Source organism: Allobosea sp. P4_H5 (assembly GCF_056400825.1).
The window spans coordinates 80377-105122 of record NZ_JBFUKM010000015.1 but is presented as its reverse complement, the minus strand read 5'-3'; the positions used below and the strand labels follow the sequence as shown (position 1 = coordinate 105122).

The following is a 24746-nucleotide window of genomic DNA, read 5'->3' as shown; positions in this document are numbered from 1 at the left end:
CGCGGATATGTCTTTGCCTTGCCGGAGCATCGTCGCGCCCGTGTCCCGTTTCGCCCAGATCTGCTGGCTGGCAGGCGTCGCAGGCTGCTGCGGCGTCGCCGGGCTGACGGTGTGGCCGGAGCAGGCTCTCGCGCAGACGCAGCCGGCCGATATGCCGGCACGCGCACGCACTCCCGCCTTGCGGACAGGCACGCCCGACTATGTCGCCCAAAGGCCGAGCCCCGCCCCCGGGACTGCGTCCGCCCTGCCTGATGGCGTCGAGGATGCGGCCCCCGCCCCTCGCGGCCGGTCCAGCGCGATCTCGCGCGGCCAGCCGGCGCGCGCCAGCCAGCCGCTCCAGTCCTCGCGCCTGCGCGGCGTCACCCAGCGCCAGTTCCGTGCGCCACCGCAGACGGTGTCCAATCTGCCGCCGGCGCTCCCGCCGGCGCCCGAACCGCGCAAGCGCAAGCGACCGGAGGAGGACCCTTACGCGCCGCTCGGCCTGCGGCTCGGCAATGTCATCCTGCGCCCGGCGATCACCGGCTCGGTCGGCTATGACAACAATCCCGAGCGCATCTCCGGGCCGAGCAAGGGCTCGCTGTTCAGCCGCACCGAGGGCGAGCTCGGCGTCCAGTCCGATTGGAACGTCCACGAGCTCACCGGCATGCTGCGCGGCGGGTACAGCCGCTATTATCGCAACGACAGCGCCTCGCGACCGGACGCGGAAGGCAACATGGCGCTGCGCCTCGACGCGACGCGCGACACCCGCATCCTGCTCGAATCGCGCCTGCGGCTCGACACACAGCGCCCCGGCTCGCCCGACCTGACCTCCGCCGTGCAGGGCCGACCGATGACCTGGAACTATGGCGCCGCAGCCGGTGTCACCCATGATTTCAACCGCCTGCAGGTGACCTTGCGTGGCGCAATCGACCGGCAGGATTACGAGGACGCCGAGCTCGGCAATGGCCGCAGGCTCAGCCAGGCCGACCGCAACCAGACGCAGTACGGCCTGCGCCTGCGCGCGGCCTATGAGGTGACGCCGGGCTTCAAGCCCTTTGTCCAGGGCGAAATCGACACCCGCCAGTTCGACGAGAAGGTCGATTCCAGCGGCTATATGCGCTCATCGGACGGATATACGCTTCGCCTCGGCTCGACCTTCGAGATCAGCCGCATGCTCACCGGCGAGGTCTCGGGCGGCTATCAGGACCGCAAATACGAGGATGGCCGCCTGCGGAACCTGCGCGGCTTCGTCGGCGATGCTGCGATCCTGTGGACCCCGACACCGCTGACCACGGTGACGCTGCGCGGTTCAGCCGAGCTCGGCGACACCACCATCCCCGGCTCGAGCGGCACGACGGCGCGCCGCGTCGGTCTCGAGGTGGCGCACGCCCTGCGTCGCAACCTGACCGTCACCGGCTTCACCACCTTCAGCCGCACCGAATATGACGGCCAGGACCTGCGCGAGAACCTGTCGACCATCGGCGCCAGGATCGAATACAAACTAACCCGGACCTTCGCGATCCGCGCCAGCTTCACCCATGAGCGGCTGAACTCGACCAATCAGGGCTCGGACTACACCGCGAATGTCGCGCAGGTCGGCTTGCGGGTGCAGTTCTGACGGCGCTTGGCTGTCAGCCCTCGTATTTCTCCAGGAACGCCTCGACGCTCAGCGCGCGGAAATCGTTGAGCGCGGTGCGCAGCTGCGCATGTTCCCAATCCCACCAGGTCAGCGCCTTCAGTCGCTCGGCGATCTCCTCGGGGAAGCGCCGGCGGATGATGCGGGCCGGGTTGCCGGCGACGATGGTATAGTCCGGCACGTCCTTGGTCACGACCGCGCCGCCCGCGACGACCGCGCCAGTGCCGATGCTGCGGCCGGCGAGCAGGATGGCGCCGTGGCCGATCCAGACATCATGGCCAATCGTGACAGGTGTCGAGCGGCGCCAGTCGAAGAAGGCGGCCTCGTCCTGTGCATCCTCGAAATAGGCGCTGGCGCGATAGGTGAAATGCGCCTGGCTCGCCCGCTGCATCGGATGGTTGCCGGGATTGATGCGGGTGTGCGCCGCGATCGAGCAGAACTTGCCGATGGTCGTGTAGATGATATTGGAATCGTTCACGACATAGGAATAGTCGCCCAGCGTCGATTCCGCGAAGACGGTGCGGGCGCCGATCTCGGTGTAGCGGCCGAGCACCGCGTCGCGGACGTTCGCGGTCGGATCGATCACGGGTTCGAGCCCGAGCTTCTTGCCTGCCATGACGGGCTTCCCTGAGGATGAACTAGCCGAGCGGGATGTTGTCGAGCAGCACGAAGCGGCTGCTGCGGCTCTCCTGCTTGAAGATGGCAACGCGATCGATCAGCACCGGGCCGGCCGGGAGGGTGCCTGCGTAAGCCTGCGTCAGTGCCGCCTTGACCGGAGCGACCTCTCCGTCCGGCAACGAGCCGGTCAGGGTCATGTGGAAGCGGAAGGCGTCACCGACATAGGGGTAGCCATAGGCTTCGAGATAGGCCCGGTGCGCCGGTGTCAGCGGGCTCTGGAGGCGCCGCGCCAGATCGGCAGCGGAAAGCGGGGCGCGGAACGGCTCGAAGGCCTGGACGATGTCGAAGGCGAAACGCTGCAGCTCCTCGCTCGGCTCCGACGGGGTCAGCGCGATGAAGCGGCCGAGCGCGTTGACGGCAAGCCCGGTGAGCCGGACCGGCGGACGCCCGGCGACATAGTTACGCGCGAAGGCGCGCAAGGCGCCCTCATTGCGGCCATTGGCGAGCTCGAACGGCGCCTTCAGCGTGGCGTGGAAGCCATAGCGGCGCGGCTCGGCGGTCACGTCCGACCAATCGAGCTCTTCGCAACCCGGCGGGACGGCGAAGTCGATGTCCGCGCCGGTGACGGCGTCAAAGCCCAGCGTCGCACTGCCGAAGCGCCAGAGGGCGCTGTCGGCGGCGGGAGCGTAGTAGAGCGCGTAGCGCGGCGTGGCCTCAGTCATGCTGCGCTCAGAAGGCCCGGCGTCCCTGCGACCAGACGGTGGCGATCACCGGCGTCGCGCCCAGCGCCTTGAAGCGCACGATGTCGGCGCGCAGGCCGGGCTTGAGATGGCCGCGATCTTTCAAGCCGAGGATGTCGGCGACCCTCCAGGTGACCTTGGCCATCGCAGCCGGCAGGGTGATGCCGTGCTTGTCGTTGAGCTTGAGCACGGCCTGCAGCAGGCTCGCCGGGACATAGTCGGAGGAGAGCCCGTCGAGCAGGTCCTTCTCGGCGAGCTCGGCCACCGAGACGCCGCCGGAATGCGAGCCGCCGCGGACGACATTGGGAGCGCCGGCGATGGTGGCGAGGCCGCGCTGCTTGGCCGCCTGCGCCGCCTCGACCGTGGTCGGGAATTCCGAGATCACCGCGCCCGAGGCGATGCCGGCATCGACATGCTCGATGGTGGTGTCGTCATGGGTCGCGATCGGGATGCCGCGAGCCTGGAACATCTCGACCACGGCGCCCCAGTTGCGCCCGACATTGTCGGCGCCTTCACGCTGGCGGACGACGACATCCTCCTCGAATTCGGCCTCGGTCTTGCCGTTGCCGAGCGCATAGGTGCGCAGGTGAGCGAGATCGCGCCACTGCCGCTGGCCAGGAGTGTGGTCCATCAGCGAGACCAGCTGGACCAGGGCATCCTCCTGATAGGGCTCGATGTCGCGGAGCAGGTCCGGGCTGGTCAATTCGCAGCGCATATGGATGCGGTGATCGATGCGGAAGACGTTCTCGGCGGTACCAAGCCGCAGCGCATCCATCACGTCGGCGAAGATGTCCTTGCGGTAGTCCTTGGCCGAAAAGGGCGTGCCGGCACAGATCGCGTCGTAGACGGTGGTGACGCCCGCCGCCGCCATCTGGGCATCATGGACGAGCGCCGCCGCCAGCCCGTTCGGCCAGAAGACCTTCGGGCGCGGCATGAAGTGCTTTTCCATGTTGTCGGTGTGCATCTCGACGAGGCCGGGCGCGACATAGTCGCCCTGCACGTCGATCGCCTCCGGCAGGGAGGAACGGCCCTGGTCGACCGAGCGGATGCCGTTCTCGTCGAAGGCGATGGTCCCGGTGACGACCTCGTCCTCGAGGATCAGGCGGGCATTGGTCAGGATGGTGGACATCAGGCGGCCTTCCGGAAATCGGTGATGTCGAGATAACGGGTCGCGACAGCCTCTCGCACGGCCTCGTCATGGAAGATACCGACGATGGCGGAGCCCTGTTCGCGGGCTTCGGCGATCAGCTTGACCACGACGTTGCGGTTATTGGCGTCGAGCGAGGCGGTGGGTTCGTCGATCAGCATGATCGGCGAGGGATCGACGAAGGAGCGGGCGATGTTGACGCGCTGCTGCTCGCCGCCGGAGAAGGTCGCAGGGGCAAGATCCCAGAGGCGCTGCGGCAGGTTGAGACGGGCGAGCATGGCTTTCGCGCGCTCGCTCGCCTCCTCAGGGGAAGCGCCGCGGGCAAGCAGCGGATCGCGAACGATGTCGAGCGCCGTGACGCGCGGGATGACCCGCAGGAACTGCGAGACGAAGCCGAGCGTGCGGCGGCGGATGTCGAGCACGGTTCGCGGCACCGCCGAGACGATGTCGATGGGACGACCGGCATGGGTGATGGCGATGGTGCCGGAGGTCGGCCGGTAATTGCCGTAGAGGATGCGCAGCAGGCTCGACTTGCCGGCGCCGGAGGCGCCAGCGAGCACCAGCGCCTCGCCGGCCGCGACCGAAAAGTTGACGTTGTCGAACACTGGCAGGCGCACGCCGCCCTGATTGTGCAGGGTGAATTCCTTGGCGACGTTCTCGACGTGAATCATCGTGGTCATGGTGTCAGTGCCTTGTGCCGGCGCGGTGACGAGGATGTGACGGAAGCGCTGCCGTCATGCTCGGGCTTGACCCGAGCATCTCTTGCCGGAGATTCTCGGGTCTCCGCTGTGCTCCGCCCGAGAATGACGTGCTCGTGCTTGCTCATACCGTGAGCACCGCGGAGGTCAGCAGCTGCGTGTAGGCGTGCTGGGGATCGTCGAGGACCTGGTCGGTCAGGCCCTGTTCGACGACCCGGCCATCCTTCATCACCATCAAGCGGTCTGTCAGCAGGCGGGCGACGGCGAGATCGTGGGTGACGATGATCGCGGCGAGGCCGAGATCGCGCACCAGCACGCGCAAGAGATCGAGCAGGCGGGCCTGCACGGAGACATCGAGGCCGCCGGTCGGCTCGTCCATGAAGACGAGCTTCGGCTCGGAGACCAGCACGCGGGCGATCTGCAGGCGCTGCTGCATGCCGCCGGAGAACTGACGCGGCCGGTCGTCGATGCGGTTGCCGGCGATCTCGACGCGGGCGAGCCAATCGAGCGCAGTCTCGCGGATCCTGCCGTAATGGCGGGCGCCATTGTCCATCAATCGCTCGCCGACATTGCCGCCGGCCGAGACGTCCATGCGCAGGCCGTCGCGCGGGTTCTGGTGGACGATGCCCCAGGCCGTGCGCATCAGCCGGCGCCGTTCCTGCTCGGCGACCGAATAGATGTCGAGCGGCTCGGTGCCGCCCCTGAACAGCACCTCACCCTCGTCGGGTTTGTCGATGCCGGCAAGGCAGCGCAGCAGGGTCGACTTGCCCGAGCCGGATTCGCCGACGATGCCGAGAACCTCGCCCGGCCAGAGGTCGAAAGAGACGTCGGCGCAACCGATGCGCTCGCCATAGAAGCGGCTGACGCCGGCGACCGAGAGCAGCGGGGCGGGATCGAGCCCGAGCTCCTGCGGATTGACCTGCATGTTCATGGCTTATCCTCGACCAGATGCAGCGCCGAGGCGTCGGCGAGCATGGCGCCGCGGTGGCCGTCGGCCCGCCGCGTCTCGCAATGATGGCTGTCGGAGCAGACGAACATGCGCCCGCCCTGGTCGTCGATCACCACCTCGTCGAGATAGGAATCGGCGGCGCCGCAGAGCGCACAGGGCTGCTCCCAGCTCTGGATGCGGAAGGGATGGTCGTCGAAATCCAGGCTGCGCACGCTGGTATGCGGCGGCACCGCATAGATGCGCTTCTCGCGCCCGGCGCCGAAGAGCTGCAGGGCCGGCGACATCTGCATCTTCGGATTGTCGAATTTCGGGATTGGCGAGGGCGCCATCACGTAGCGGCCATTGACCATGACCGGGTAGTCATAGGTCGTCGTCACCTCGCCGAAGCGGGCGATGTTCTCGTAGAGCTTGACCTGCATCAGCCCATATTCGGCCCAGGCGTGCATCTTGCGCGTCTCGGCCTCGTGCGGCTCGAGCTTCCTGAGCGGTTCTGGCTGCGGCACCTGGTAGACCATGATCTGGCCGGCCTTCAGCGGCGCCTCGGGGATACGGTGGCGCGTCTGGATGATCGTCGCCTCATCGGTCGCCTCGGTCGTGCGGGCATCGGCGGTGCGCTCGAAGAAGCGGCGGATCGAGACAGCGTTGGTGGTGTCGTCGGCGCCCTGGTCGATCACCTTCAGCGTATCGTCCGGGCCGATGATCGCGGCGGTGACCTGGATGCCGCCGGTACCCCAGCCGCGGGCGAGCGGCATCTCGCGCGAGCCAAACGGCACCTGGTAGCCGGGAACCGCGACCGCCTTGAGCAAAGCGCGGCGGATCATCCGCTTGGTCTGCTCGTCGAGATAGGCGTAGTTGTAGGCTGGCCTGGTCTCGTCGCTGATGCTCTGGTGCACGGTCATTCCGCGGCCTCCGGCAGGGCTTCGTTCTGTTGCTCGGCAAGGCGCAGCTCGCGCTCCTTGCGGATGCGGCGGATCAGTTCGAGCTCGCCCTGAAAATCGACATAGTGCGGCAGCTTGAGATGCTCGACGAAGCCGGCCGCCTCGACATTGTCGGAGTGATAGAGGACGAATTCGTCCTGCTGGGCCGGATAGGTCGCCGCCTCGCCGAATTCGCGCGCCTTCAGCGCCCGGTCGACCAGCGACATCGACATCGCCTTGCGCTCGCTATGGCCGAAGGAGAGCCCGTAGCCGCGGGTGAACTGCGGCGGGACTTCCTTTGAGCCGGCGAACTGGTTGACCATCTGGCATTCGGTCAGGGTGACGTCGCCGAGATCGACGGCAAAGCCGAGCTCTTCCGGCACATACTCGACAGCGACCTCGCCGACCCGGACCTCGCCGACGAACGGGTGGCTGTTGCCGAAGCCGCGCTGCACCGAATAGCCGAGGCCGAGCATGAAGCCCTCGTCGCCGCGCGCCATCGCCTGCAGGCGGACATCGCGCTCGGCCGGGAAGGTGACGGGCTCGCGGGTGAGATCGAAAGGGCGCGGATCGCCCTCCGGCGGCGCTTCCTCTTCCATCAGCCCCTCGGCGCCGAGAATGTCGGGCACCCGCGGCATGGAGGCGTCGAGCGGCTGTGCGGCGGGGCGGGCCGGGCTCTCCGCCGGAGCCGCCTGATCCATCAGGGCAAAATCGAAGAGCCGGTGGGTGTAGTCATAGGTCGGGCCGAGCACCTGGCCGCCAGGTAGATCCTTGTAGGTCGCCGAGACGCGGCGGCGGATCGCCATCTTCGCCGTATCCAGCGGCTCGGATGAGCCGAAGCGCGGCAGGGTGGTGCGATAGGCGCGCATCAGGAAGGCGGCCTCGATCGCGTCGCCCTGCGCCTGTTTCAGCGCCAGCGCGGCGAGATCGGGATCGTAAAGCGAGCCCTCGTTCATGACGCGAGCGCAGGCGAGGCCCATCTGCTCGCGGATCTGCGCGACGGCGAGTTCCGGCACGCTCTCATCGCCGCGCCTTGCCTCGGCGATGAGATCATGGGCGGCGAGGATGGCGGCTTCGCCGCCCTTGACCGCGACATACATTCAGCGGGCCTCCACAATTTGTGTCGAGCGCGGCAAGCCGAGCACCTGCGCGCCATGGACCAGCAGCAGGTCGATGCCGAGCGGGTAGAGCGCGACGTTGCCTTCGACCTCGGCCCAGAAGTCCGGACGCAGGCCGCTCGGAGCAATGGTGCGCTGGCCGGCAATGCCGGGACCTTCGAGCGTAACGACCTCGCCACCTTCGAGCCCGGCACACTGGACCAGCACAGTGGTTGAGCGATCCGGGAATTGATCGTCGCCGGAATTGAAGGCGGCGAGCTTCGGCTCCGGCACGGCACCGTCGATCACGGCGAAGGCGGCGCGGGCGGGATCGTCGACGAGGGCGGCGCCGCAATGGAAGCGCAGCCAGGCACCGGCCGGGCCGTCGCGCAAGGCGGCCGGCAGCCAGATCGATGTCTCGTAATCGGCAAGCGTCAGCAGCGCGACCGCCGTCGCTGGCTCGAGCCCAACGGGCGCCTCGACCGAAACGCCGATGTCGCAGGCGAGGCCCGGCTCCGAGAGGGCCGCCAACAAGGCACGGAAAGCGCTTTGCGATTGGAAAACCGGGTCGGAGAAGCCGGCATGGATCTGGTTGTCGTCCTGCATCGTCACGCTCCCCTGACCAGCGTGAAGAAATCGACCTTGGTGGCCGCCGCCTTGCGCGAGGCGAGCTCGCGGGCAGCCTGCTGCTTCTGCGCCAGGGCAAAGACGCCGCGCCGCAGCGGGCCGGTCTCGATTTCACCCTGGAGCAGCGCGTCGGTGACAGCGGCGAGCCGCGCCTTGCGACCATCGCGACCGAGTGCGTAGGAGAAGCCCATGGCGCCGCTTTCGAGGCGGACGACGCAGCGCGTCACCGTGGCCTCACCGAGGTTGAAGCGGCGGCCAGCGCCGCCGGCGCGGCCCTCGACCATGACGGTGCCGGTTTCCGGAGCCTTCAGCAATTCATGCGTCGGCAGCGGTCCCGCCTGCTGCAGCAAGGCGTCGATCTCGCCTTGCGTGGCACGGGCCAGCACTGCCATCCAATGCTGGCGTGTCGCGATGTCCGTCATGCCGTGTCGGCCTCTCGCCAAGCGCTAATGTCTAGACTATAATAAGCCTGTCGCTGGAAAAGGTCTATACATTTTGGATGAAACTTTGATGACGCCGAGCTTGCCGGACAATCAGGGCAGTGATGGCGGCACGGCCTGGCGGCGGATCGCCGATGCGCTGGCGGCCTCGATCGAGCAGGGTGAATACGAGCCCGGCGATACGCTGCCGGCGGCGATCGTGCTCGCCGAGCAATACGGTGTGCACCGGCACACGGTACGGCAGGCCTTTCGGCATCTGGCGGAACAGGGGCTGGTTACGGTCGCGCGGGGACGCGGCACGCAGGTCAGCTCCCGGCGCGTGCCCTATCCGCTCGGCCGGCGCGTCAGCATGCGCGCCAATCTCGGGCGGATCGGCATGATCGGCTCCAGCCGCATGCTCTCGGCAGAGGTGGTGGCGGGTGACGCGGAGATTTGCGAGGCACTGGCGCTTGAGCCCGGGACGCCGCTATGGCGGTCCGAAGGGCTCAGCCTCGCCGACGGCACGCCGATGGGAACCGGGACGCATTGGCTCGCCGTCGCGCGTTTCCCCGGCTTCGACAAGGTCTATCGCGATGCGGAGGCGTCGATCACGGCGGCGTTCAAGGCCTATGGCATCCTGGACTATGTGCGCCGCTCGACCCGGTTGACGGCGCGGCTCGCCACGGAGCGCGAGGCGGCGTTGCTGCGGATCGAGCCCGGTGCGGCGGTGATGGTGTCGCTGGCCGTCGACGCGCTGCCCGACCTGACGCCGATCCACATCGTCAACAGCGTCTTCGCCGGCGAGCGGATGGAGATGGTGGTCGAGCCCTTCGGGGATTGACGATCGCCGTAGTCGTCCGCCTCAGCCGCGCTCGTAGAGCAGGCGGGCGCGGATCGTGCCGTCGAGAGCGCGGATCTCCTCGATGATCTCGCGCGCGACCTCGCCGACCGGATCGGCCTCCATCACGACATAGCCGATCTCGCCGTCGGTCTGGAAATTCTGGGCGGCGATGTTGATGTTGCGGCTGGCGAAGACGTCGTTCAGGCGGCGCAGCATGCCCGGCGCATTGCGCTGGACCTGGATGAAACGGGTGCCGGTCGGGCGCGCCGGCAATTGCACCTGCGGGAAATTGACCGCGCCGACGGTCGAGCCGACATCGGAATAGTCGACCAGCTTGCGCGCCACCTCGGCGCCGATGCGCTCCTGCGCCTCTTCCGTCGAGCCGCCGACATGCGGGGTCAGGATGACGTTGGACAGGCCCTGCAGCGGGGTGACGAAGCGCTCGCTGTTCGAGGCCGGCTCCTTCGGGAAGACGTCGACCGCCGCGCCGGCGAGCGCGCCGCTGCGCAGCGCCTGCGCGAGCGCGTCGAGATCGACCACCGTGCCGCGCGAATTGTTGATGAGATAGGCGCCCTGCTTCATCGCCGCGATCTCGGCCTTGCCGATCATGTTGTGCGTGGCGGGCGTTTCCGGCACGTGCAGCGAGACCACGTCGCTATTGGCGAGCAGGGCCTTCAGGCTTTCGACCGGCTCGGTATTGCCGTGGCGCAGGCGGTCGGTGTGATCGTAATAGATCACGCGCATGCCCATCGCCTCGGCGATGTTGGATAGCTGGCTGCCGATATTGCCGTAGCCGACGATGCCCAGCACCTTGCCGCGGACCTCGAAGGAGCCGTTGGCCGACTTGTCCCAGCCGCCCTCATGCGCCGAGCGCGAGCGATCGGGAATCCGGCGCAGCAGCATGACGATCTCGCCGATGGTCAGTTCGGCGACGCTGCGGGTGTTGGAGAAAGGCGCGTTGAAGACCGGGACGCCGCGCAGGCGGGCGGCGTCGAGATCGACCTGGTTGGTGCCGACCGAGAAGCAGCCGACGGCGAAGAGCCGCTTGGCGGCGGCGAAGACCGGCTCGGTCAGCTGGGTGCGCGAGCGGATGCCCAGGATATGCGTCTTCTCGATGGCTTCGATCAGCTGGGCCTCATCGAGCGCCTTCGGCAGGCGGGTGAGGTTGGTGTAGCCGGCCTGCTGCAAAGCGGCGACGGCGGAATCGTTGATCCCCTCGAGCAGGAGGACGCGGAGGCGGTCCTTCGGGAAGGAAAGCCGGTCGGTGGGGAGGTTCATGGCGCGCTCGACGGTCCAGCGATGCGCCCGCTCGCCTGGTCGGGCGGAAGGCGCCGGAGCGCCCGCTATAGACCTGTTGTCGCAGCGCACAACCGCAAAGTTGTCGCGCCGGGTTCGCGTTAGGCGCTCGCCGCCCGCAGCGGCACGACACCGCCCGGCGGGACCGGCGTCAGGTGCTGCTGCGGCAAGAGGAAGGGCTGTCCGGCCGGCGGCAGGCGACTGAAGGAAAGCGAGACGCGGAAGACGCCGCGCAGCAGATTGTCGTCGAGGATCGTCGCCGGCTCGCCCTGCGCGACGATCGTGCCCTCATGCATCACCACCAGCCGGTCGGCATAGGTCACGGCGAGGTTGAGATCATGCAGCACGACCAGAACGGCCGCACCTTCAGCCGCGATGGTGCGGGCGGCGTCGAGCAAGGAGAGCTGGTGGCAGAGGTCGAGGCTGGCGATCGGCTCGTCGAGGAACAGGATCTGGCGCGGCGCGACGCTGCGGCCGGCCTCGAGCTGGCAGAGCGCCCTGGCGAATTGGACGCGCTGCTGCTCGCCGCCCGAGAGGGTCTGGTACTGGCGCCCGGCGAGGCCGACGACGCCGGCGGTCTCCAGCGCCTGGGCGATGATCTCACCCTTGCGAGCCCGGGGCTGCGCCCGGCCGACACCTTCCAGGCCGAGGCGCGCGACCTCGTAGACGCTGAACGGGAAGGCGAGGCGCTGGTTCTGCACCATCACGGCGCGGCGGCAGGCGAGCTCCCAGGCCGGAATCTGCGGCAGAGCCGCGCCGTCCATGCGGACCGCGCCTTGCGAGGGGGCGAGTTCACCGGTCAGCAGCTTGAGCAGGGTCGACTTGCCGGCGCCGTTCGGGCCGACCACGATCGTGGTGGCACCTTCCTCAAGCGCCAGCGAGGCGCCGCGCACCAGCGTGCTGCCGCGCACCGAGAAAGACAGATCAGTCGCGTCGAGGAGCGCAGCCATTCCTCAGAGCTCCGCGATCCGGCCGCGGCGCAGCAGCAGCCAGAGGAAGAAGGGCGCGCCGATGAAGGCGGTGACGATGCCGATCGGCAGTTCGGCCGGCACGACGACGAGCCGGGCGATGATGTCGGCGCCGACCAGCAGCGCCGCGCCGCCGATCGCCGAAAGCGGCAGCAGCAGGCGGTGGTCGGGCCCGATCGAGAGCCGGATCAGGTGCGGCACGACGATGCCGACGAAGCCGATCACGCCGGCCGCGGCGACGCTGGCACCAACCGCGAGCGCGACCAGCAGGATCGACAGCGCCTTGATGCGCTGGACGGGGATGCCGAGATGGTAGGCCTCGGCCTCGCCCAGCATCAGCGCATTGAGCCCGCGCGCCAGCAGGGGCACGGCGACCAGCAGCGGCAGCACGATCGGGGCCACCGCCGAGAGCTTGGTCCAGCTCGCGCCACCGAGGCTGCCGAGCGACCAGAAGGTCAGGTCGCGCAATTGCCGGTCGTCGGAGATGAAGGCGAGCAGGCCGGTGAGCGAGCCCGCCAGCGCGCCGAGGGCGACGCCGGCGAGCAGCATGGTCGCGACCGAGGTGCGGCCCTGGCGCGTCGCGATCAGATAGAGCGCCAGCGTCGAGACGAGGCCTCCGAAGAAAGCGCCGAAAGGCAGCAACGCGAAGGGCAGCTTCATTGCGAAGGCGGAGAGGAAGAAGCGGTCGCCGAGCACGATCGTCGCGGCTGCGGCGAGGCCGGCGCCGGCGGAGACGCCGACCAGGCCGGGATCGGCGAGCGGATTGCGGAACAGCCCCTGCATCAGCGCGCCGGAAATGGCGAGCGCCGCTCCGACCAGCGCACCGAGCAGGAGGCGCGGCATGCGGATATTGAGCACGACCAGCGCCTCGCGGCTGTCGAGCAGATCGGCGGGGCCGAGACCGAGCTTCGCCAGCAGGATGTCGGCGACGCGCCCGGGCGCGATCGAAAAGGCCCCTGCCCCGAGCGAGAGCAGCATCAGCAGCAGGCAGAGGCCGACCAGCACCGCGACGGCGACGACGCCCTTGCGGCGATGGCCGGCGGTGAGCACCGCCAGCGCGGCAGCACTCGCATTCGGGGTCTGCTTCACGGCGAGGGTCATTTGGCGGCGGAGAGCTGGGCGATCTTGGCCTCGGGATAGAGCTCGGCCATCAGGTCGCGCGCCGCGTTCGGGGTGCGCGGGCCGAAGCCGAGCAGATAGAGCCCGTCCATCCGGATCAGCGATTTCTGCTTGGCCGCCGGGGTCTGCGAGAAGGCCGGCATGGCAAAGAGCTCGTCGGGCGTCGCATTGTGGGCGCTGCTGAAGCGCATCATCAGCACGACGTCGGGCGCGGCGGTGATGATCGCCTCGTCGGTCATCGGCTTGAAGCCTTCAACCGCGCTGGCGGCGTTGACGCCGCCGGCGAGCGCGATGATCGCGTCGGCGGTCGTGGCCCGGCCGCCGACAATGGTGCGCCCGTTCTGCAGCGAGAGCACGAACAGGACGCGCTTCTGCTTCGGCAGGCCGGCGCGCAGCTTGTCGAGCTCGGCGAAGCGGGTCTTGACGCTCGTGGCGAGCTGCTGCGCCGGCTCGGCGACGCCAGCGGCCTTGCCGATCGCGGCGATCTTGCCGACCACCGCTTCCGGCGACAATGCCTCCGGGATCATGGTGATCGGCGTGCCGGATTCCTTGAGCAGAGCCAGCGCGTCGGGCGGGCCGGCTCCTTCCACCGCGATGACCTGCGAGGGCTTCAGCGACAGCACGCCCTCGGCCGAGAGCGCCCGGACATAGCCGACGCTCTTCTTGTCCTTCAGCGCTTCCGGCGGCCACTGGCTGGTGGTGTCGACGCCGACGATCTTGTCCTGCTGGCCGAGCGCGTAGAGCACCTCGGTGACGACGCCGCCCGCCGCGACGATGCGCTCGGCGGTCTGCGCCCGGGCGGGGGCGACGACGGCCAGCGGCTCCAGCGACCCGGAGAGGCCGCCCAGCGCCAGCAGGGACACGACGGCAGCCGCCGCGATCTCCCGGCCGAGGCGCTTGGCCCTGAAGCCCGCGAGCGGAGCGGATGAAGGCGCTTGCAGCGTGCCCATGATCGATCTCATGCGTGCGACGACGCGTAGCAGAAGCGGCTAGGACGCCCATCTACACTGAAGTCATTACAAAGTAATGGCTCTTTTATAATCGTTCAAAACAACGATTATTCGAGCCGTTATTGACGGTGATATGCAGCTTTACTAAGGAGGGTCAAGAGCGGCGCAAGCTGCCGGACCATCACCTTTTTCTAAACCGCCGAGGATTTCCCGATGTTCATCGCCATGAACCGCTTCAAGGTCGTCAAGGGGGAGGAGGAGGCCTTCGAGACGGTCTGGTCCTCGCGCAAGACCCGCCTCGACGAGATGCAGGGCTTCATCGCCTTCCATCTGCTCAAGGGCCCGGAGAAGGAGGACCATACCCTCTACTCCTCGCACACCACCTGGGCCTCGAAGGACGATTTCACCACTTGGACCAAGTCGGACCAGTTCCGCGAGTCGCACCGCAATGCCGGCCAGCCGCGGCCGACGCCGCTCTATCTCGGCCACCCCGAATTCGAGGGCTTCGAGACGATCCTGACCGAGCACAACCCGCATCTGCCGCGCCAGGCGGCCGAGTGAGAGGCTGATCACGATGTCGCTCGCTGAGACATTGCCCCCGGCCGCTCCAGCCGAAGCCATGGAGAAGGTCCGGGCAGCGCTCGCCGCCAAGCCTGACGGGGTGATCGAGGCGGTCGCGCGCGAGCACGGCGTCTCGACGCTGGCCGTGCTCGAGGCGACGCCGGAAGAGCAGCGCCGCTTCATTGCGGCGGAGCGCTTCGAGGCGCTCTGGCAGGAGCTGTCGAGCTGGGGCACGGTGCTCTTCATCGTGCACACGCCCGACATCGTGCTCGAATGCGAGGGCTCGCTGCCGGTCGGCTCCTTCGGCCATGGCTACTACAATATCCATGGTGACAGCCCGATCGGGGGCCATATCAAGGCCGGCAACTGCCAGGCGATCTACCTGGTCGACCGGCTGTTCCACGGCCGCCGCTCCTGCTCGGTGCAATTCTTCAACGGCGCCGGCGAGGCGATGTTCAAGGTCTTCGTCCGCCGCGATGCGGCGCGCGAGCTTCTGCCCGACCAGGTCGTACGCTTCGAGGCGCTGAAGCGCGATTTCGCCTGAGATCGACCGACTTCGACGGCCGACCAAGCCATCAGAGCCTCCGCCCTCCGGCGGAGGCTTTCTTGTCAGGCCCCGGACGCATGGCCGCAGGCGCATAACTGATAAATGACGTCAATCGCCACGCTTCCGCCACAAGCACCACCATATCGGGTGGGCGGGGCCTGAGATATCGCGAAAGATCGAGAATTTACCAAGCGTTAACCATAGAAGCGCAGCTTTCTGCCTGCGGAGAAAAGTGACGTGATCGACACCGTTGATCGCGCACGGCCTCCGACAGGTGAGCGCCACGGCCGGCCGGCCGGCGCAGACGGCCTGCCCGAGACTCCGGCTGAGGACGCTGCGATGGCAGCACAGCTCGCCCTGACACGGGTCAGCCTCGCCAGGGATCTCATCGGCCCTGCGTCGACTGCAGCCAATCCCAAGGCAGCACTGTCATCGCTCGCCAAGCGCGCCGGCTTCCGCAACGGGGCCATGCTGGCGCTGCGTTTCGTGCAGGCGCGCCTGTTGTCGGTGTGGGGGCTGCTGCTGGCCGCCGCGCTGTGCCCGCCCAAGGTCTTCGCCGACTTCGCGATCTTCGCGGCCCTGGCCAACCTGGCTGCGATCGCCGTCCTGCTGCGGTTCGAAGCGGTGTTCTTCCAGAACAACGACCGGCTGCGGCTCGGCAGGGCCTTCCGCCTGGCGGTCGCCACCGGCACCATCTTTCTCGCCCTGGCCGTGATCGCGGTCCTGTTCGCGGCATCGCAGGGCTGGATCCTGCGCGGCTTCGGCGCGCTGTTCCTGATCTCGCTGGCGAGCCGGGCGGCGATCCGGCTGCTGCTGGCCGAGGCCACGGCGGAAGGCGACTTCGCCACGATCGGCAACAGCAACATCGCCCAGGCGCTGCTCCAGCCCGGGATGATGATCCTGCTGATCTGGCCGCTCGGGCCGATAGCACTGGCCCTGTTCGCCGCCGATGCGTTCGGCCATGCCGTCGCGGCCTGCTACCTCGCCTGGCGCCGGCGCAGCTCGCTGCTGCGCCTGATGCATCCGTCGCGCTGGTCGCTGACCGAACTGATCATGGCAGGCTGGCAATGGCGCAGCTCGCCGACCTTCCTCCTGCCCTCGGCATTGCTCTCCTTCGGCTTCTCGGCGGCGCCGCTGCTGGCGCTGCCGATGTCGAGCAACCCGGTGCTGGCCGCCCATGTGGCCCTGGCGACGCGCCTGCTCGACATGCCGGCGCAGATGTTCGGCGCCGTGACGACGCCGCTGGTGATGAGCGATCTGCGCAGGCATCGCGGCCACGATCGGCAGAAGCGAGCCCGCCTGCTCACCCTGGGGATGGTGGCCATCGTGGCGACGCTCTTCACCGCGATCGCCTTCGTCGTCGTCAGCACCGACGAATTGCTCCTGAGCGGCACCAAATGGGACGGCATCGGCGAGGTGATGGCGATCATGGCACTGTTCTATGGCTGCGGCGCCCTGGCCGGCCCCTTGCAGGAAATGGGCGCCTTCTCATCGCGCCCGCATAGCCAGATGACGGCTAACGCGGTGGCGCTGGCCGCCGCGGCGATCGTGATCTGGGGGTTCGGCAGCCTGTCGCCGGCCCTGCTCGCGGTGATCGGATTGATCTCGCTGGGGCGCCTGCTGCTGCACTTGCGCCTGACATGGACCGCGATCGGCGACCAGCGGGTGGCGAGCGCAGGCTAGAGCAGGATGCGAAAAAGTGGGAACCGGTTTTTGCAGGAATCCTGCTCTAAACTCTTAGAATCGATCACATTTTATGATTTTGGATCAATTCGATCTAAAATCATCGTGATCTAGCGTCGGCTATTCCCGGCGGATCAGCCGGTCGGCGAGCAGCGAGGAGAAGAAGCCCGGCTTGAACTCGCGCTCGAGCCGTTCGGGATCGTACTCCTTCGCCACCCAGTCGAGGAACGGCGTGCCCTTGCTGGCGCCCTCGCGGGCATAGGTCTCGAAGAAGGCATCGAGGATGCCGGTCTTGGCGAAGCGGAAATGGCCGTAGCGCAGCGAGAGCTCGGCCATCGCCTCCGCGAGAGGCCGCTTCTCGTGGATCAGCAGATAGAGCGCAGCGAAGAAACCGGCCCGGTCGGCGCCCGATTTGCAGTGGACCAGGGCAGGTGTCTGCAACCCCGTGAAGAAGGCGGGGGCAGCAAGAAGGGTGTCGCGATCCGGTGCGCCGCGCGAACGCAGGACGAATTCGACCAACGCGATGCCGTGGCGCTCGCAGGCCTCCTTCTGCAGCGGCCAGGCGCCGTGCTCGCGGCCGCCGCGCAGGTTGACGATCGTCTTCACGCCGTGGCGGGCGAACCAGGCGATGTCGGTCGGGGCCGGCTGGGCGGCGCGCCAGAGCTGCGGGGTGATGCGGTGCGCATTGAGATAGACCAGCCGGAAGATGCCGTGGTCGGCCAGCAGCATGTTGGCCCAGGCGCGCGCGCGATCGAGCCGGCCGCGCAAGGGACGATCCCAGCGCGCGATGCGCGCCATGCGCCTCGCATAGCGGTCTTCCGGCCGCCGCCAATGGTTCAGCATGGGATCGCACATGTCATGCCGGCCCGATAGCAGCGGCGGCGAGCTTGCGCAAATCGGTAACCCCTTGCGACTAAAGCCCGGGCTTGGCCTTTGCGGCTGGAACGCGCATAAGGCGCCCGAAGTTTTGTCATCGACAGGTCAGGTACATGCGGCTCGACGCCATCGCCATCGGCAAGAATCCCCCGGACGAAGTCAACGTCGTCATCGAAGTCGCGATCGGCGGCGAACCGATCAAATACGAGATGGACAAGGAAGCCGGCACGCTCTTCGTCGACCGCTTCCTCTATACGCCGATGCGCTATCCCGGGAATTACGGCTTCATCCCGCATACGCTGTCGGAAGACGGCGACCCTTGCGACGTGCTCGTCGCCAATACCCGCCCGCTGGTGCCGGGCTCCTACATCGCAGTCCGCCCGATCGGCGTGATGATGATGGAGGATGAGGGCGGCGGCGACGAGAAGATCATCGCCGTGCCGGTCCCCAAGCTGACCAAGCGCTACGAGAACGTGACGAACTACACCGATCTGCCGCAGATCACGCTCGATCAGATCCAGCACTTCTTCGAGCACTACAAGGACCTGGAACCCGGCAAGTGGGTGAAGCTCACCGGCTGGGGCGACGCCGCCAAGGCCAAGCAGCTGATCGTCGAGGCGATCGAGCGGGCCAAGAAGGCGAAGGCGGGCTGATCTCCTGTCATTGAGAAACTCGCCATGGCCGGGCTCGCTCCGACCATGGCGTTCGGCGTTTTCTATTTCTTCAGCAGCCGCTCGATCTCAGCCCGCAATTGCGGGCCGAGGTCGCCGCGCTCCAGCGCATAGGCGACATTGGCGCTGAGGAAGCCGATCTTCGAGCCGGTGTCGTAGATGTCGCCGTCGAAGCGCACGGCGAAGAATTTTTCCTGCTGCGCCAGCGCGATCATTGAATCCGTGAGCTGGATCTCATTGCCGGCCCCCTTCTCCTGCTTGGCGAGCAGATCGAAGATCGTCGGCTGCAGGATGTAGCGGCCGGTGATGTGCAGGTTCGACGGCGCCGTGCCCTTCGGCGGCTTCTCCACCATCTTGCTGATCTGCGAGACCTTGGCCTTGGCATCGGCGACGCCGACGATGCCGTATTGATGGGTCTGGTCTTCCGGCACCGGCGCCACCGCGATGTGGTTGCCGCCATGCTCCTCATAGGCCGCGATCATCTCGGCGAGGCAGCCCTTGCCGCTGGTATGATGCAGCATGTCCGGCAGCAGCAGCGCGAACGGCTCGTCGCCGACGATGTCGCGCGCGCACCAGACGGCGTGACCGAGGCCGAGCGGCGCCTGCTGGCGGGTGAAGCTCGCCGTGCCGGCTGCCGGCAGATCGTGCTTGAGCGCATCGAGCTCCTTCACCTTGCCGCGCTTGGCCAGCGTGTCGTCGAGCTCATAGGCCATGTCGAAATGGTCCTCGATCACGGCCTTGTTGCGGCCCGTGACGAAGACGAAATGCTCGATCCCGGCTGCACGCGCCTCGTCGACCACATGCTGGACCACCGGCCGGTCGACGATGGTCAGCATCTCCTTCGGGATCGCCTTGGTGGCAGGCAGGAAGCGGGTGCCGAGACCAGCGACGGGGAAGACCGCCTTGCGGATTTTCTTGATCATGCGCGTCCATCTCGCGCGCCCTGCGGCGCGCGCCTGCTGAGGTCGGAGGGCTGCGGGAGAGCCGGCTTCGCCCGATTCATGCCGGCTGCTAAAGGCTGGCCCGCGATTCTGGCGAAAGCCGGGCCGGCCCAGTTCTCGAATACCAGTCGGGCCTTGCCGACACGTCAATGCTTTTCCGTCATTCTGGCAGTTCTGCCGCCCTGGCCATCATTCTTGCATGGGTTCACCCGAGCGGCGCCCGAGATTAGCCATGTGCGCCGGACAGGCTGGATCGAACTGTCGTGATTCCGGATTATGCCGGTCACGTGACGAGGAGACGAAGATGGCGATTCTGGTTTCAGGCGGCGCGGGCTATATCGGCAGCCACATGGTCCTTGAGCTGCTGGACCGCGGCGAAAAGGTCGTCGTGCTCGACGATCTCTCGACCGGCTTCTGGTGGGCGGTGCCGCAGGAGGCGATCCTCGTGCGCGGCGACATGGGCGACCAGGCCCTGGTCGAGCGCACCATCGCCGAGCATGGCATCAGCGAGATCGCGCATTTCGCCGCGAAGATCGTCGTGCCGGATTCCGTGTCGGATCCGCTCGGCTATTATCACAACAACACCGTCAAGACGCGCGCTTTGCTGGAGAGCGCCGTGCGCGGCAGCGTCAAGCATGTGATCTTCTCCTCGACCGCTGCCGTCTATGGCGAGCCGCCGGTCTCGCCGGTGCCGGAGGAAATCGCCCTCAATCCGATCAACCCCTATGGCCGCTCCAAGCTGATGAGCGAATGGATGCTCGGCGATGTCGCCCGCGCCCATGGCCTCACTTACGTCGCGCTGCGCTATTTCAACGTCGCCGGTGCCGATCCTAGGGGCCGCTCCGGCCAGTCCAGCGCCACCGCCACCCATCTGATCAAGGTCGCGAGCCAAGCGGCGCTGGGTCAGCGCGCCGGGCTCGATATCTTCGGCACCGACTACGCGACACCCGACGGCACCTGCATCCGCGACTACATCCACGTCACCGACCTCGCCCGCGCCCATCTCGCCGCGCTCGACCATTTGCGCGCCGGCGGCGAGAACCTGACGCTGAACTGCGGCTATGGCCGCGGCTACTCGGTCAAGGAGGTGACCGAGGTGGTGAAGCAGGTCTCCGGCGTCGATTTCCCCGTTCGGCTCTCGCCGCGCCGCCCAGGCGATCCGGCCGCGCTCGTCGCAAAAGCCGACCGCATCCGCGCCGAGCTCGGCTGGCGGCCGGAGCATGACGACCTCACCGAGATCGTCACCCAGGCGCTGGCCTGGGAGGACAGCCTGCGCAAGCGCAATGCGAGCTGACAGCCAAGATTTGGCGCGGCGTTAACCCATGGTTAACTTCGTTCGGGCGCTGTGGTGGAAACAGCCCGCGACCGAGCCAGAGGAGCCACCATGCGCCCCGTCACCGTTCTCGCCTTCGCCGTGGCGCTCGGCCTCGGGCCGGCGCTTGCGCAGACGACGGGTTCGATCAATCCGGCGCGGGCACAGACCCCCAAGCCCGAGACGCGGCCGGCCGCGCCGGGCTTGGACGGTTTCCTGAAGACGCTCTGGCCGATGGCGCAGGCGCGCGGCATCTCGCGCAAGACCTTCGACCTCGCCTTCCAGGGCGTGACGCCCGACCCCTCGATCGTGACGCTGACCCGCAAGCAGTCGGAATTCGTCGCGCCGATCTGGAGCTATCTCAACAGCGCGGTCGGCGGCGGCCGCATCTCGCGCGGCCGCGAGATGCTGGAGGCCCATGCCAGCGTGCTGGCCCAGGCCGAATCCCGCTATGGCGTGCCCAAGGAGATCATCCTCGGCATCTGGGGGATGGAAACCAATTACGGCTCGTTCAAGGGCGACAAGGACGTGATCCGCTCGCTCGCGACGCTGGCGAACATCCGCTATCGCGGCGACTTCTTCCGCGACGAGCTCCTGACCGCGCTGGAGCTGATCGAGAAGGGTTATGTCGAGCGCAGCGAACTGCGCGGCTCCTGGGCGGGCGCGATGGGCCACACCCAGTTCATGCCGTCGAGCTACATGAAATACGCGGTCGACCAGACCGGCGACGGCCATGCCGACATCTGGACCTCGACCAGCGACGCCATCGCCTCGACCGCCAATTATCTCAAGGGCTATGGCTGGACCCCCGGCCTGCCCTGGGGCATCGAGGTCGTGGTGCCAGAGGGCTTCGACCACAATCTCTACCGCGCCAGCTTCTCTGCCTTCCGCTCGGCCGGCGTGCGCCGCGCCGATGGCGGTTCGCTCCCGTCTTCGGGCGAGGCCAGGCTGTTCTACCCGGCCGGGCATACCGGCCCGGCCTTGCTGCTGACCGCGAATTTCGACGTCATCAAGAAGTACAATTCCTCCGACGCCTATGCCCTCGCCGTCGGTCATCTCGGCGACCGGATCGTCGGTCGGCCTGCCTTGCAGGGCGACTGGCCGGTGAAGGCGCCGCGCCTCGACAAAGTGGGGATCACCGATGTCCAGCGTCGGCTGAAGGGCTTGGGCCTCTACAATCACGACGCCGACGGACGCATCGGCACCGGCACGCGCGAGGCGGTCAGGCAGTACCAGCTGCGCGTCGGCCTCCTCGCCGACGGCTACCCGACCCCGGCGCTGCTGACGCGGATGAAGGCGCCCCGCTGACGAAGCGGGCAATCGCGACTATATTGCCCTCGGCGCCAACGTCCGACCGGCGCCGATCGAGAGCACGATGCGCCCGCGTTCGCTCTTCATGGTTCTGGCTGCGGCCCTGCTCGTGCTCGTCACCGGCGGGCCGGCCTCGATTGCCCAGAACCCGGTCCCGCCGGGCCGGATACCGCAGGCACAGCCACAGGGTCGCAGCCTGTTCAACATGTTCTGGCAGATTCCGGAGAGACCGGCGGTCCAGCAACGGCAGCCACGCGAACGCGTCGCGCCGGCCCAGCGCCGAGCACCGACACGCGTGGTCGTTCGCGACGATCCCGTGATCCCCAAGGTCGACGTCAATCACCATGTCCTCGTGATCGGCGACACGCTGGCGGGCCAGATCGCCGAAGGGCTCGAGGACAGCCTCGGCGACCGTGCCGATGTCGCCGTGGTGAGCAAGGCCAAGGCCGATAGCGGCCTGGTCCGGACCGATTTCTACGACTGGCCGAAGGCAGCCGGCGAACTCCTGGCGGGCGACGCCAAGGTCATGGTCGGCGTCGTCGTGCTCGGGCCGAACGACCGCCAGGTGATCCGCGAGGGCGAGATCACCCATGAGCCGCTGAGCGAGCGCTGGCTCCAGCTCTACAAGGCACGGATCGAGGCCGTCGCGGCGTCCTTCAGCACCAAGCGCGTGCCGCTGATCTGGGTCGGCGCGCCAGCGATGCAGAACGCGCGCCTCTCGGCCGACCTGACCACGCTGAACGATCTCTTCCGCAAGGGCGCCGAGGCGGCCGGCGGGGAGTTCGTCGACCTCTGGGGCGCCTATGTCGACAGTGAAAATCGTTATGCCGCCATGGGACCGGATGTGAACGGCCAGGTCGCCCGGCTTCGGCTCGGCGACGGCGTCCATTTCACCAAGGCCGGCGCCCGCAAGGCTGCCCATTTCGTCGACGTCGTCATCCGCCGTATCCTGGAGAAGACGCCGACGCAGAACGTCATCGCCCTGCCTGTTCCTCCGGAGGCAGAGGGCACGCCGGCACCGCCGCCGCAGCCACAGCCGATGGATGTCGAGCGCCTGATCGACCGCATGGTCAGCGGCGTGCCGACCGATCTCCCTCTCGTGCCGGTGGTCCCGCCCAGACCCCTCGCAGGCCCTATCCTGCCCCTGACCGGGGCGGTCTCCCCAGGTGGCGATGCGGCGCTGATCGCCTCGATCCAGGAAGCGCGCGGCCGCGGCGATGTCGCAGCTGGGCTCGACCGCGTCTTCGGCCAGGGCATCGCGCCGGAACCGCACCCCGGCCGCGCCGACGACTTCCGCTGGCCGAGGCCGAACTGAGGCTTTCTCACCCCAGCTGAAAGCGCTCGAAGCGCTGCATCTCCTCGTCGACCTGCCGCTTCAGTTCTGCCGACGGCCCCGGGACCAGCCAGGTCCATTGCTGCACCAAGAGCTTGCGCGCCGCCCGGTCGGCCTTGAGGTCGGCGACAGCGACGATGCGATCCCCCGCCAGCACCGGCAGGCCGAAATAGCCGAAGACGCGCTTCTCCTTCGGCAGATAAGCCTCGAAGACGTGGTCATAGCCGAAGAACAGCTTCAGCCGCTTGCGCTGGATGATCAGCGGATCGAAGGGCGAGAGGATGTGGACGAGGCTGCCGTCCGCCGGCTCTGACGGCTCCAGCACACTCGGCGCAGCCCAATGCGGCGTCTTCTCGGCACCTTCGATCGCGACCGGCACCAGCTCCTTGCGCCGCACGCGTCCCGCGATCAGCTCGGCGATCGCCTTCTTGCTGGGCGCGTCGAGATGGCAAATCGAATCGAGGCTGACGATGCCCTGAGCGCGCAGGGCGCGGTCGAGCTTGTAGGCCGCAATCTGGCGTTCCGATGCCGGCGCCGGCTGCTTTTCCCAGCCGAAATGCCGGTCGATCAGCTCATAGGTCTTGAGCATGCCGGAGCGGGCGGAGATCGCGAGCTCGCCATCGTAGAAGGCGCGCTCGAGCAGGCCTTTCGACGGTTTCTTGCTGGCCCAGAGATGCGTCTTCTCGACCAGCACGTCGGTATCGATATCGCGGATGGTGAGGGCGCCGTCCTTGCGGATGCGGCGCAGCAGCTTGCGCGTCTCCTCGCGGCTGCCGACGGAGGCCCAGCGCTTGGGCTCGGCGCGGTGCGCCTTCATCGCCGGCAGGAAATAGCGGAGATCGGCAGTCGGCACATAGGACAGCGCATGCGTCCAGTACTCGAACACCGCCTTGTCCTGCGACTGCGCCTGCGCGAGATCGTCGCGGCGATAATCGGGGATCCGGCTGTAGAGGATATGGTGGTGGCAGCGCTCGACCACGTTGATCGTGTCGATCTGGACATAACCGAGATGGCCGACCGCTGCGGCGGTCGCCTCGGGGCCGAAGCCAAAGGGCCCTCGCGTGTCGAGCCTCTGGGCCTTGAGCCAGATCCGGCGCGCTTCCGCCTTGTCGAGCTTCAGAATCTTTCGCGGTCGCGTCGCCATGAGAGCAAGCTAGCGATGGTATCGCCAAAGGTTAAGGCGCGCAGCCGCCACCTGCTGACATATTGTGGCGGTGGTCTTCGTCGGTTCAGCCGGTTGCAGACAACGCCTGCGCCAGCGCCTCCGGCGTCAACTCCGCCAGCCCCATCTGGACCTTGAACGCCCGGGTCTTCTCGCCGGGCTTCATCACCAGGATCACCGTCTCGGTGCCGGGACAGGCGGGATCGGCGCAGAGGATCTCGTTGACCGCGATCACAGTGTTCTCAGGCAGGCCGAGCAGCTCGCGCACCTGCCGCTTGACCTGCGCCGCGGCATCCGCGCCGGCGGACTCACGCTTGTCCTTGCCGAACAGGCCGAAGCGCATCGCCG

The 24746-nt window shown here is 67.6% G+C and carries 26 protein-coding genes; 9 read left to right on the top strand and 17 right to left on the bottom strand.

The features are described 5' to 3' along the window. Positions 1–40 precede the first annotated feature (40 nt). On the top strand, positions 41–1597 hold the full coding sequence (locus AC1DS0_RS26255; RefSeq protein WP_476817164.1) for an outer membrane beta-barrel protein: 1557 nt from the start codon (positions 41–43) through the stop codon (positions 1595–1597). Between the two features lie 13 nt (positions 1598–1610). On the opposite strand, the gene AC1DS0_RS26250 is transcribed toward AC1DS0_RS26255, so the two are convergent. The 9 genes from AC1DS0_RS26250 to phnG all read right to left on the bottom strand — a co-directional run bounded on the left by AC1DS0_RS26250 (position 1611) and on the right by phnG (position 8830). Next, the gene (locus AC1DS0_RS26250) at positions 1611–2231 is read right to left on the bottom strand and encodes an LbetaH domain-containing protein (protein ID WP_476817163.1); all 621 of its coding nucleotides are present in this window, start codon (positions 2229–2231) and stop codon (positions 1611–1613) included. 22 nt (positions 2232–2253) lie between these two features. Beyond that, positions 2254–2955 carry a DUF1045 domain-containing protein gene (locus AC1DS0_RS26245; protein ID WP_476817162.1) on the bottom strand — a complete coding sequence of 234 codons (702 nt, stop codon included), beginning with the start codon at positions 2953–2955 and terminating at the stop codon, positions 2254–2256. A 7-nt stretch (positions 2956–2962) separates the two neighbouring features. Beyond that, positions 2963–4102: an alpha-D-ribose 1-methylphosphonate 5-triphosphate diphosphatase gene (locus AC1DS0_RS26240; RefSeq protein WP_476817161.1), complete on the bottom strand. Its 1140-nt coding sequence runs from the start codon at positions 4100–4102 to the stop codon at positions 2963–2965. Next, on the bottom strand, positions 4102–4800 hold the full coding sequence (gene phnL / locus AC1DS0_RS26235) for a phosphonate C-P lyase system protein PhnL (protein ID WP_476817160.1): 699 nt from the start codon (positions 4798–4800) through the stop codon (positions 4102–4104). The genes AC1DS0_RS26240 and phnL overlap by 1 nt, the downstream gene beginning before the upstream one ends. A 142-nt stretch (positions 4801–4942) precedes the next feature. Then, positions 4943–5749, bottom strand: a complete 807-nt coding sequence (gene phnK / locus AC1DS0_RS26230) for a phosphonate C-P lyase system protein PhnK (protein ID WP_476817159.1) — start codon at positions 5747–5749, stop codon at positions 4943–4945. After that, on the bottom strand, positions 5746–6666 hold the full coding sequence (locus tag AC1DS0_RS26225) for an alpha-D-ribose 1-methylphosphonate 5-phosphate C-P-lyase PhnJ (RefSeq protein ID WP_476817158.1): 921 nt from the start codon (positions 6664–6666) through the stop codon (positions 5746–5748). Before AC1DS0_RS26225 ends, phnK begins: the two co-directional genes overlap by 4 nt. Next, positions 6663–7784, bottom strand: a complete 1122-nt coding sequence (locus AC1DS0_RS26220) for a carbon-phosphorus lyase complex subunit (RefSeq protein WP_476817157.1) — start codon at positions 7782–7784, stop codon at positions 6663–6665. The genes AC1DS0_RS26225 and AC1DS0_RS26220 overlap by 4 nt, the downstream gene beginning before the upstream one ends. After that, positions 7785–8387 carry a phosphonate C-P lyase system protein PhnH gene (gene phnH, locus AC1DS0_RS26215; protein ID WP_476817156.1) on the bottom strand — a complete coding sequence of 201 codons (603 nt, stop codon included), beginning with the start codon at positions 8385–8387 and terminating at the stop codon, positions 7785–7787. It abuts the gene before it with no gap. 2 nt (positions 8388–8389) lie between these two features. After that, a complete protein-coding gene (phnG, locus tag AC1DS0_RS26210) occupies positions 8390–8830 on the bottom strand; it encodes a phosphonate C-P lyase system protein PhnG (RefSeq protein ID WP_476817155.1) in 441 nt (146 codons plus the stop codon). Positions 8831–8918: 88 nt separating this feature from the next. Between phnG and phnF the strand changes: the two genes are divergently transcribed. Then, positions 8919–9668 carry a phosphonate metabolism transcriptional regulator PhnF gene (phnF, locus tag AC1DS0_RS26205; protein ID WP_476817154.1) on the top strand — a complete coding sequence of 250 codons (750 nt, stop codon included), beginning with the start codon at positions 8919–8921 and terminating at the stop codon, positions 9666–9668. Between the two features lie 21 nt (positions 9669–9689). Here the strand turns inward: phnF and serA are convergent, their stop codons facing one another. The 4 genes from serA to AC1DS0_RS26185 form a co-directional block, all read right to left on the bottom strand. After that, complete coding sequence (gene serA, locus AC1DS0_RS26200; protein WP_476817153.1) at positions 9690–10946, bottom strand: phosphoglycerate dehydrogenase; 1257 nt, start codon at positions 10944–10946, stop codon at positions 9690–9692. A gap of 119 nt (positions 10947–11065) precedes the next feature. Continuing rightward, a complete protein-coding gene (locus AC1DS0_RS26195; protein WP_476817152.1) occupies positions 11066–11914 on the bottom strand; it encodes a heme ABC transporter ATP-binding protein in 849 nt (282 codons plus the stop codon). 3 nt (positions 11915–11917) lie between these two features. Continuing rightward, on the bottom strand, positions 11918–13033 hold the full coding sequence (locus AC1DS0_RS26190) for a FecCD family ABC transporter permease (protein ID WP_476817151.1): 1116 nt from the start codon (positions 13031–13033) through the stop codon (positions 11918–11920). Further along, positions 13030–14001: a heme/hemin ABC transporter substrate-binding protein gene (locus AC1DS0_RS26185; protein ID WP_476817150.1), complete on the bottom strand. Its 972-nt coding sequence runs from the start codon at positions 13999–14001 to the stop codon at positions 13030–13032. The genes AC1DS0_RS26190 and AC1DS0_RS26185 overlap by 4 nt, the downstream gene beginning before the upstream one ends. Positions 14002–14214: 213 nt before the next feature. Here AC1DS0_RS26185 and hmuQ point away from each other — a divergent pair, with 213 nt between their 5' ends. From hmuQ to AC1DS0_RS26170, 3 genes are all read left to right on the top strand, one after another. Next, positions 14215–14562 (top strand): heme-degrading protein HmuQ, encoded by a 348-nt coding sequence (hmuQ, locus tag AC1DS0_RS26180; RefSeq protein ID WP_152013468.1) that lies wholly within the window; start codon positions 14215–14217, stop codon positions 14560–14562. Between the two features lie 13 nt (positions 14563–14575). Beyond that, positions 14576–15106, top strand: coding sequence for a heme utilization cystosolic carrier protein HutX (gene hutX, locus AC1DS0_RS26175; RefSeq protein ID WP_476817149.1), 531 nt, complete (start codon positions 14576–14578; stop codon positions 15104–15106). A 240-nt stretch (positions 15107–15346) separates the two neighbouring features. Continuing rightward, positions 15347–16792 carry a hypothetical protein gene (locus AC1DS0_RS26170; RefSeq protein ID WP_476817148.1) on the top strand — a complete coding sequence of 482 codons (1446 nt, stop codon included), beginning with the start codon at positions 15347–15349 and terminating at the stop codon, positions 16790–16792. A 120-nt stretch (positions 16793–16912) separates the two neighbouring features. Here AC1DS0_RS26170 and AC1DS0_RS26165 read toward each other — a convergent pair whose 3' ends face one another. Further along, a complete protein-coding gene (locus AC1DS0_RS26165) occupies positions 16913–17635 on the bottom strand; it encodes a fused DSP-PTPase phosphatase/NAD kinase-like protein (RefSeq protein ID WP_476817233.1) in 723 nt (240 codons plus the stop codon). A 146-nt stretch (positions 17636–17781) separates the two neighbouring features. On the opposite strand from AC1DS0_RS26165, the gene ppa reads away from it, so the two are divergent. Further along, positions 17782–18321: an inorganic diphosphatase gene (ppa, locus tag AC1DS0_RS26160; protein ID WP_476817147.1), complete on the top strand. Its 540-nt coding sequence runs from the start codon at positions 17782–17784 to the stop codon at positions 18319–18321. A 62-nt stretch (positions 18322–18383) separates the two neighbouring features. On the opposite strand, the gene galU is transcribed toward ppa, so the two are convergent. Further along, the gene (gene galU, locus AC1DS0_RS26155) at positions 18384–19262 is read right to left on the bottom strand and encodes a UTP--glucose-1-phosphate uridylyltransferase GalU (RefSeq protein ID WP_476817146.1); all 879 of its coding nucleotides are present in this window, start codon (positions 19260–19262) and stop codon (positions 18384–18386) included. Between the two features lie 322 nt (positions 19263–19584). Between galU and galE the strand changes: the two genes are divergently transcribed. From galE to AC1DS0_RS26140, 3 genes are all read left to right on the top strand, one after another. Next, positions 19585–20574, top strand: a complete 990-nt coding sequence (gene galE / locus AC1DS0_RS26150; protein WP_476817145.1) for a UDP-glucose 4-epimerase GalE — start codon at positions 19585–19587, stop codon at positions 20572–20574. Between the two features lie 90 nt (positions 20575–20664). After that, complete coding sequence (locus tag AC1DS0_RS26145; protein WP_476817144.1) at positions 20665–21900, top strand: lytic murein transglycosylase; 1236 nt, start codon at positions 20665–20667, stop codon at positions 21898–21900. A 67-nt stretch (positions 21901–21967) separates the two neighbouring features. After that, the gene (locus AC1DS0_RS26140; RefSeq protein WP_476817143.1) at positions 21968–23218 is read left to right on the top strand and encodes an SGNH/GDSL hydrolase family protein; all 1251 of its coding nucleotides are present in this window, start codon (positions 21968–21970) and stop codon (positions 23216–23218) included. A gap of 7 nt (positions 23219–23225) precedes the next feature. Here the strand turns inward: AC1DS0_RS26140 and AC1DS0_RS26135 are convergent, their stop codons facing one another. Next, on the bottom strand, positions 23226–24380 hold the full coding sequence (locus AC1DS0_RS26135; protein WP_476817142.1) for a winged helix-turn-helix domain-containing protein: 1155 nt from the start codon (positions 24378–24380) through the stop codon (positions 23226–23228). Between the two features lie 85 nt (positions 24381–24465). After that, positions 24466–24741: a hypothetical protein gene (locus tag AC1DS0_RS26130; RefSeq protein WP_476817141.1), complete on the bottom strand. Its 276-nt coding sequence runs from the start codon at positions 24739–24741 to the stop codon at positions 24466–24468. Positions 24742–24746: the final 5 nt, after the last annotated feature.

Coding starts and splice junctions, on each gene's coding strand:
- AC1DS0_RS26250 (WP_476817163.1), bottom strand. CDS start 2,231: ATGGCAGGCAAGAAGCTCGGGCTCGAACCCGTGATCGATCCGACCGCG.
- AC1DS0_RS26245 (WP_476817162.1), bottom strand. CDS start 2,955: ATGACTGAGGCCACGCCGCGCTACGCGCTCTACTACGCTCCCGCCGCC.
- AC1DS0_RS26240 (WP_476817161.1), bottom strand. CDS start 4,102: ATGTCCACCATCCTGACCAATGCCCGCCTGATCCTCGAGGACGAGGTC.
- phnL (WP_476817160.1), bottom strand. CDS start 4,800: ATGACCACGATGATTCACGTCGAGAACGTCGCCAAGGAATTCACCCTG.
- phnK (WP_476817159.1), bottom strand. CDS start 5,749: ATGAACATGCAGGTCAATCCGCAGGAGCTCGGGCTCGATCCCGCCCCG.
- AC1DS0_RS26225 (WP_476817158.1), bottom strand. CDS start 6,666: ATGACCGTGCACCAGAGCATCAGCGACGAGACCAGGCCAGCCTACAAC.
- AC1DS0_RS26220 (WP_476817157.1), bottom strand. CDS start 7,784: ATGTATGTCGCGGTCAAGGGCGGCGAAGCCGCCATCCTCGCCGCCCAT.
- phnH (WP_476817156.1), bottom strand. CDS start 8,387: ATGCAGGACGACAACCAGATCCATGCCGGCTTCTCCGACCCGGTTTTC.
- phnG (WP_476817155.1), bottom strand. CDS start 8,830: ATGACGGACATCGCGACACGCCAGCATTGGATGGCAGTGCTGGCCCGT.
- phnF (WP_476817154.1), top strand. CDS start 8,919: ATGACGCCGAGCTTGCCGGACAATCAGGGCAGTGATGGCGGCACGGCC.
- serA (WP_476817153.1), bottom strand. CDS start 10,946: ATGAACCTCCCCACCGACCGGCTTTCCTTCCCGAAGGACCGCCTCCGC.
- AC1DS0_RS26195 (WP_476817152.1), bottom strand. CDS start 11,914: ATGGCTGCGCTCCTCGACGCGACTGATCTGTCTTTCTCGGTGCGCGGC.
- AC1DS0_RS26190 (WP_476817151.1), bottom strand. CDS start 13,033: ATGACCCTCGCCGTGAAGCAGACCCCGAATGCGAGTGCTGCCGCGCTG.
- AC1DS0_RS26185 (WP_476817150.1), bottom strand. CDS start 14,001: ATGGGCACGCTGCAAGCGCCTTCATCCGCTCCGCTCGCGGGCTTCAGG.
- hmuQ (WP_152013468.1), top strand. CDS start 14,215: ATGTTCATCGCCATGAACCGCTTCAAGGTCGTCAAGGGGGAGGAGGAG.
- hutX (WP_476817149.1), top strand. CDS start 14,576: ATGTCGCTCGCTGAGACATTGCCCCCGGCCGCTCCAGCCGAAGCCATG.
- AC1DS0_RS26165 (WP_476817233.1), bottom strand. CDS start 17,635: ATGCTGAACCATTGGCGGCGGCCGGAAGACCGCTATGCGAGGCGCATG.
- ppa (WP_476817147.1), top strand. CDS start 17,782: ATGCGGCTCGACGCCATCGCCATCGGCAAGAATCCCCCGGACGAAGTC.
- galU (WP_476817146.1), bottom strand. CDS start 19,262: ATGATCAAGAAAATCCGCAAGGCGGTCTTCCCCGTCGCTGGTCTCGGC.
- galE (WP_476817145.1), top strand. CDS start 19,585: ATGGCGATTCTGGTTTCAGGCGGCGCGGGCTATATCGGCAGCCACATG.
- AC1DS0_RS26145 (WP_476817144.1), top strand. CDS start 20,665: ATGCGCCCCGTCACCGTTCTCGCCTTCGCCGTGGCGCTCGGCCTCGGG.
- AC1DS0_RS26140 (WP_476817143.1), top strand. CDS start 21,968: ATGCGCCCGCGTTCGCTCTTCATGGTTCTGGCTGCGGCCCTGCTCGTG.
- AC1DS0_RS26135 (WP_476817142.1), bottom strand. CDS start 24,380: ATGGCGACGCGACCGCGAAAGATTCTGAAGCTCGACAAGGCGGAAGCG.
- AC1DS0_RS26130 (WP_476817141.1), bottom strand. CDS start 24,741: ATGCGCTTCGGCCTGTTCGGCAAGGACAAGCGTGAGTCCGCCGGCGCG.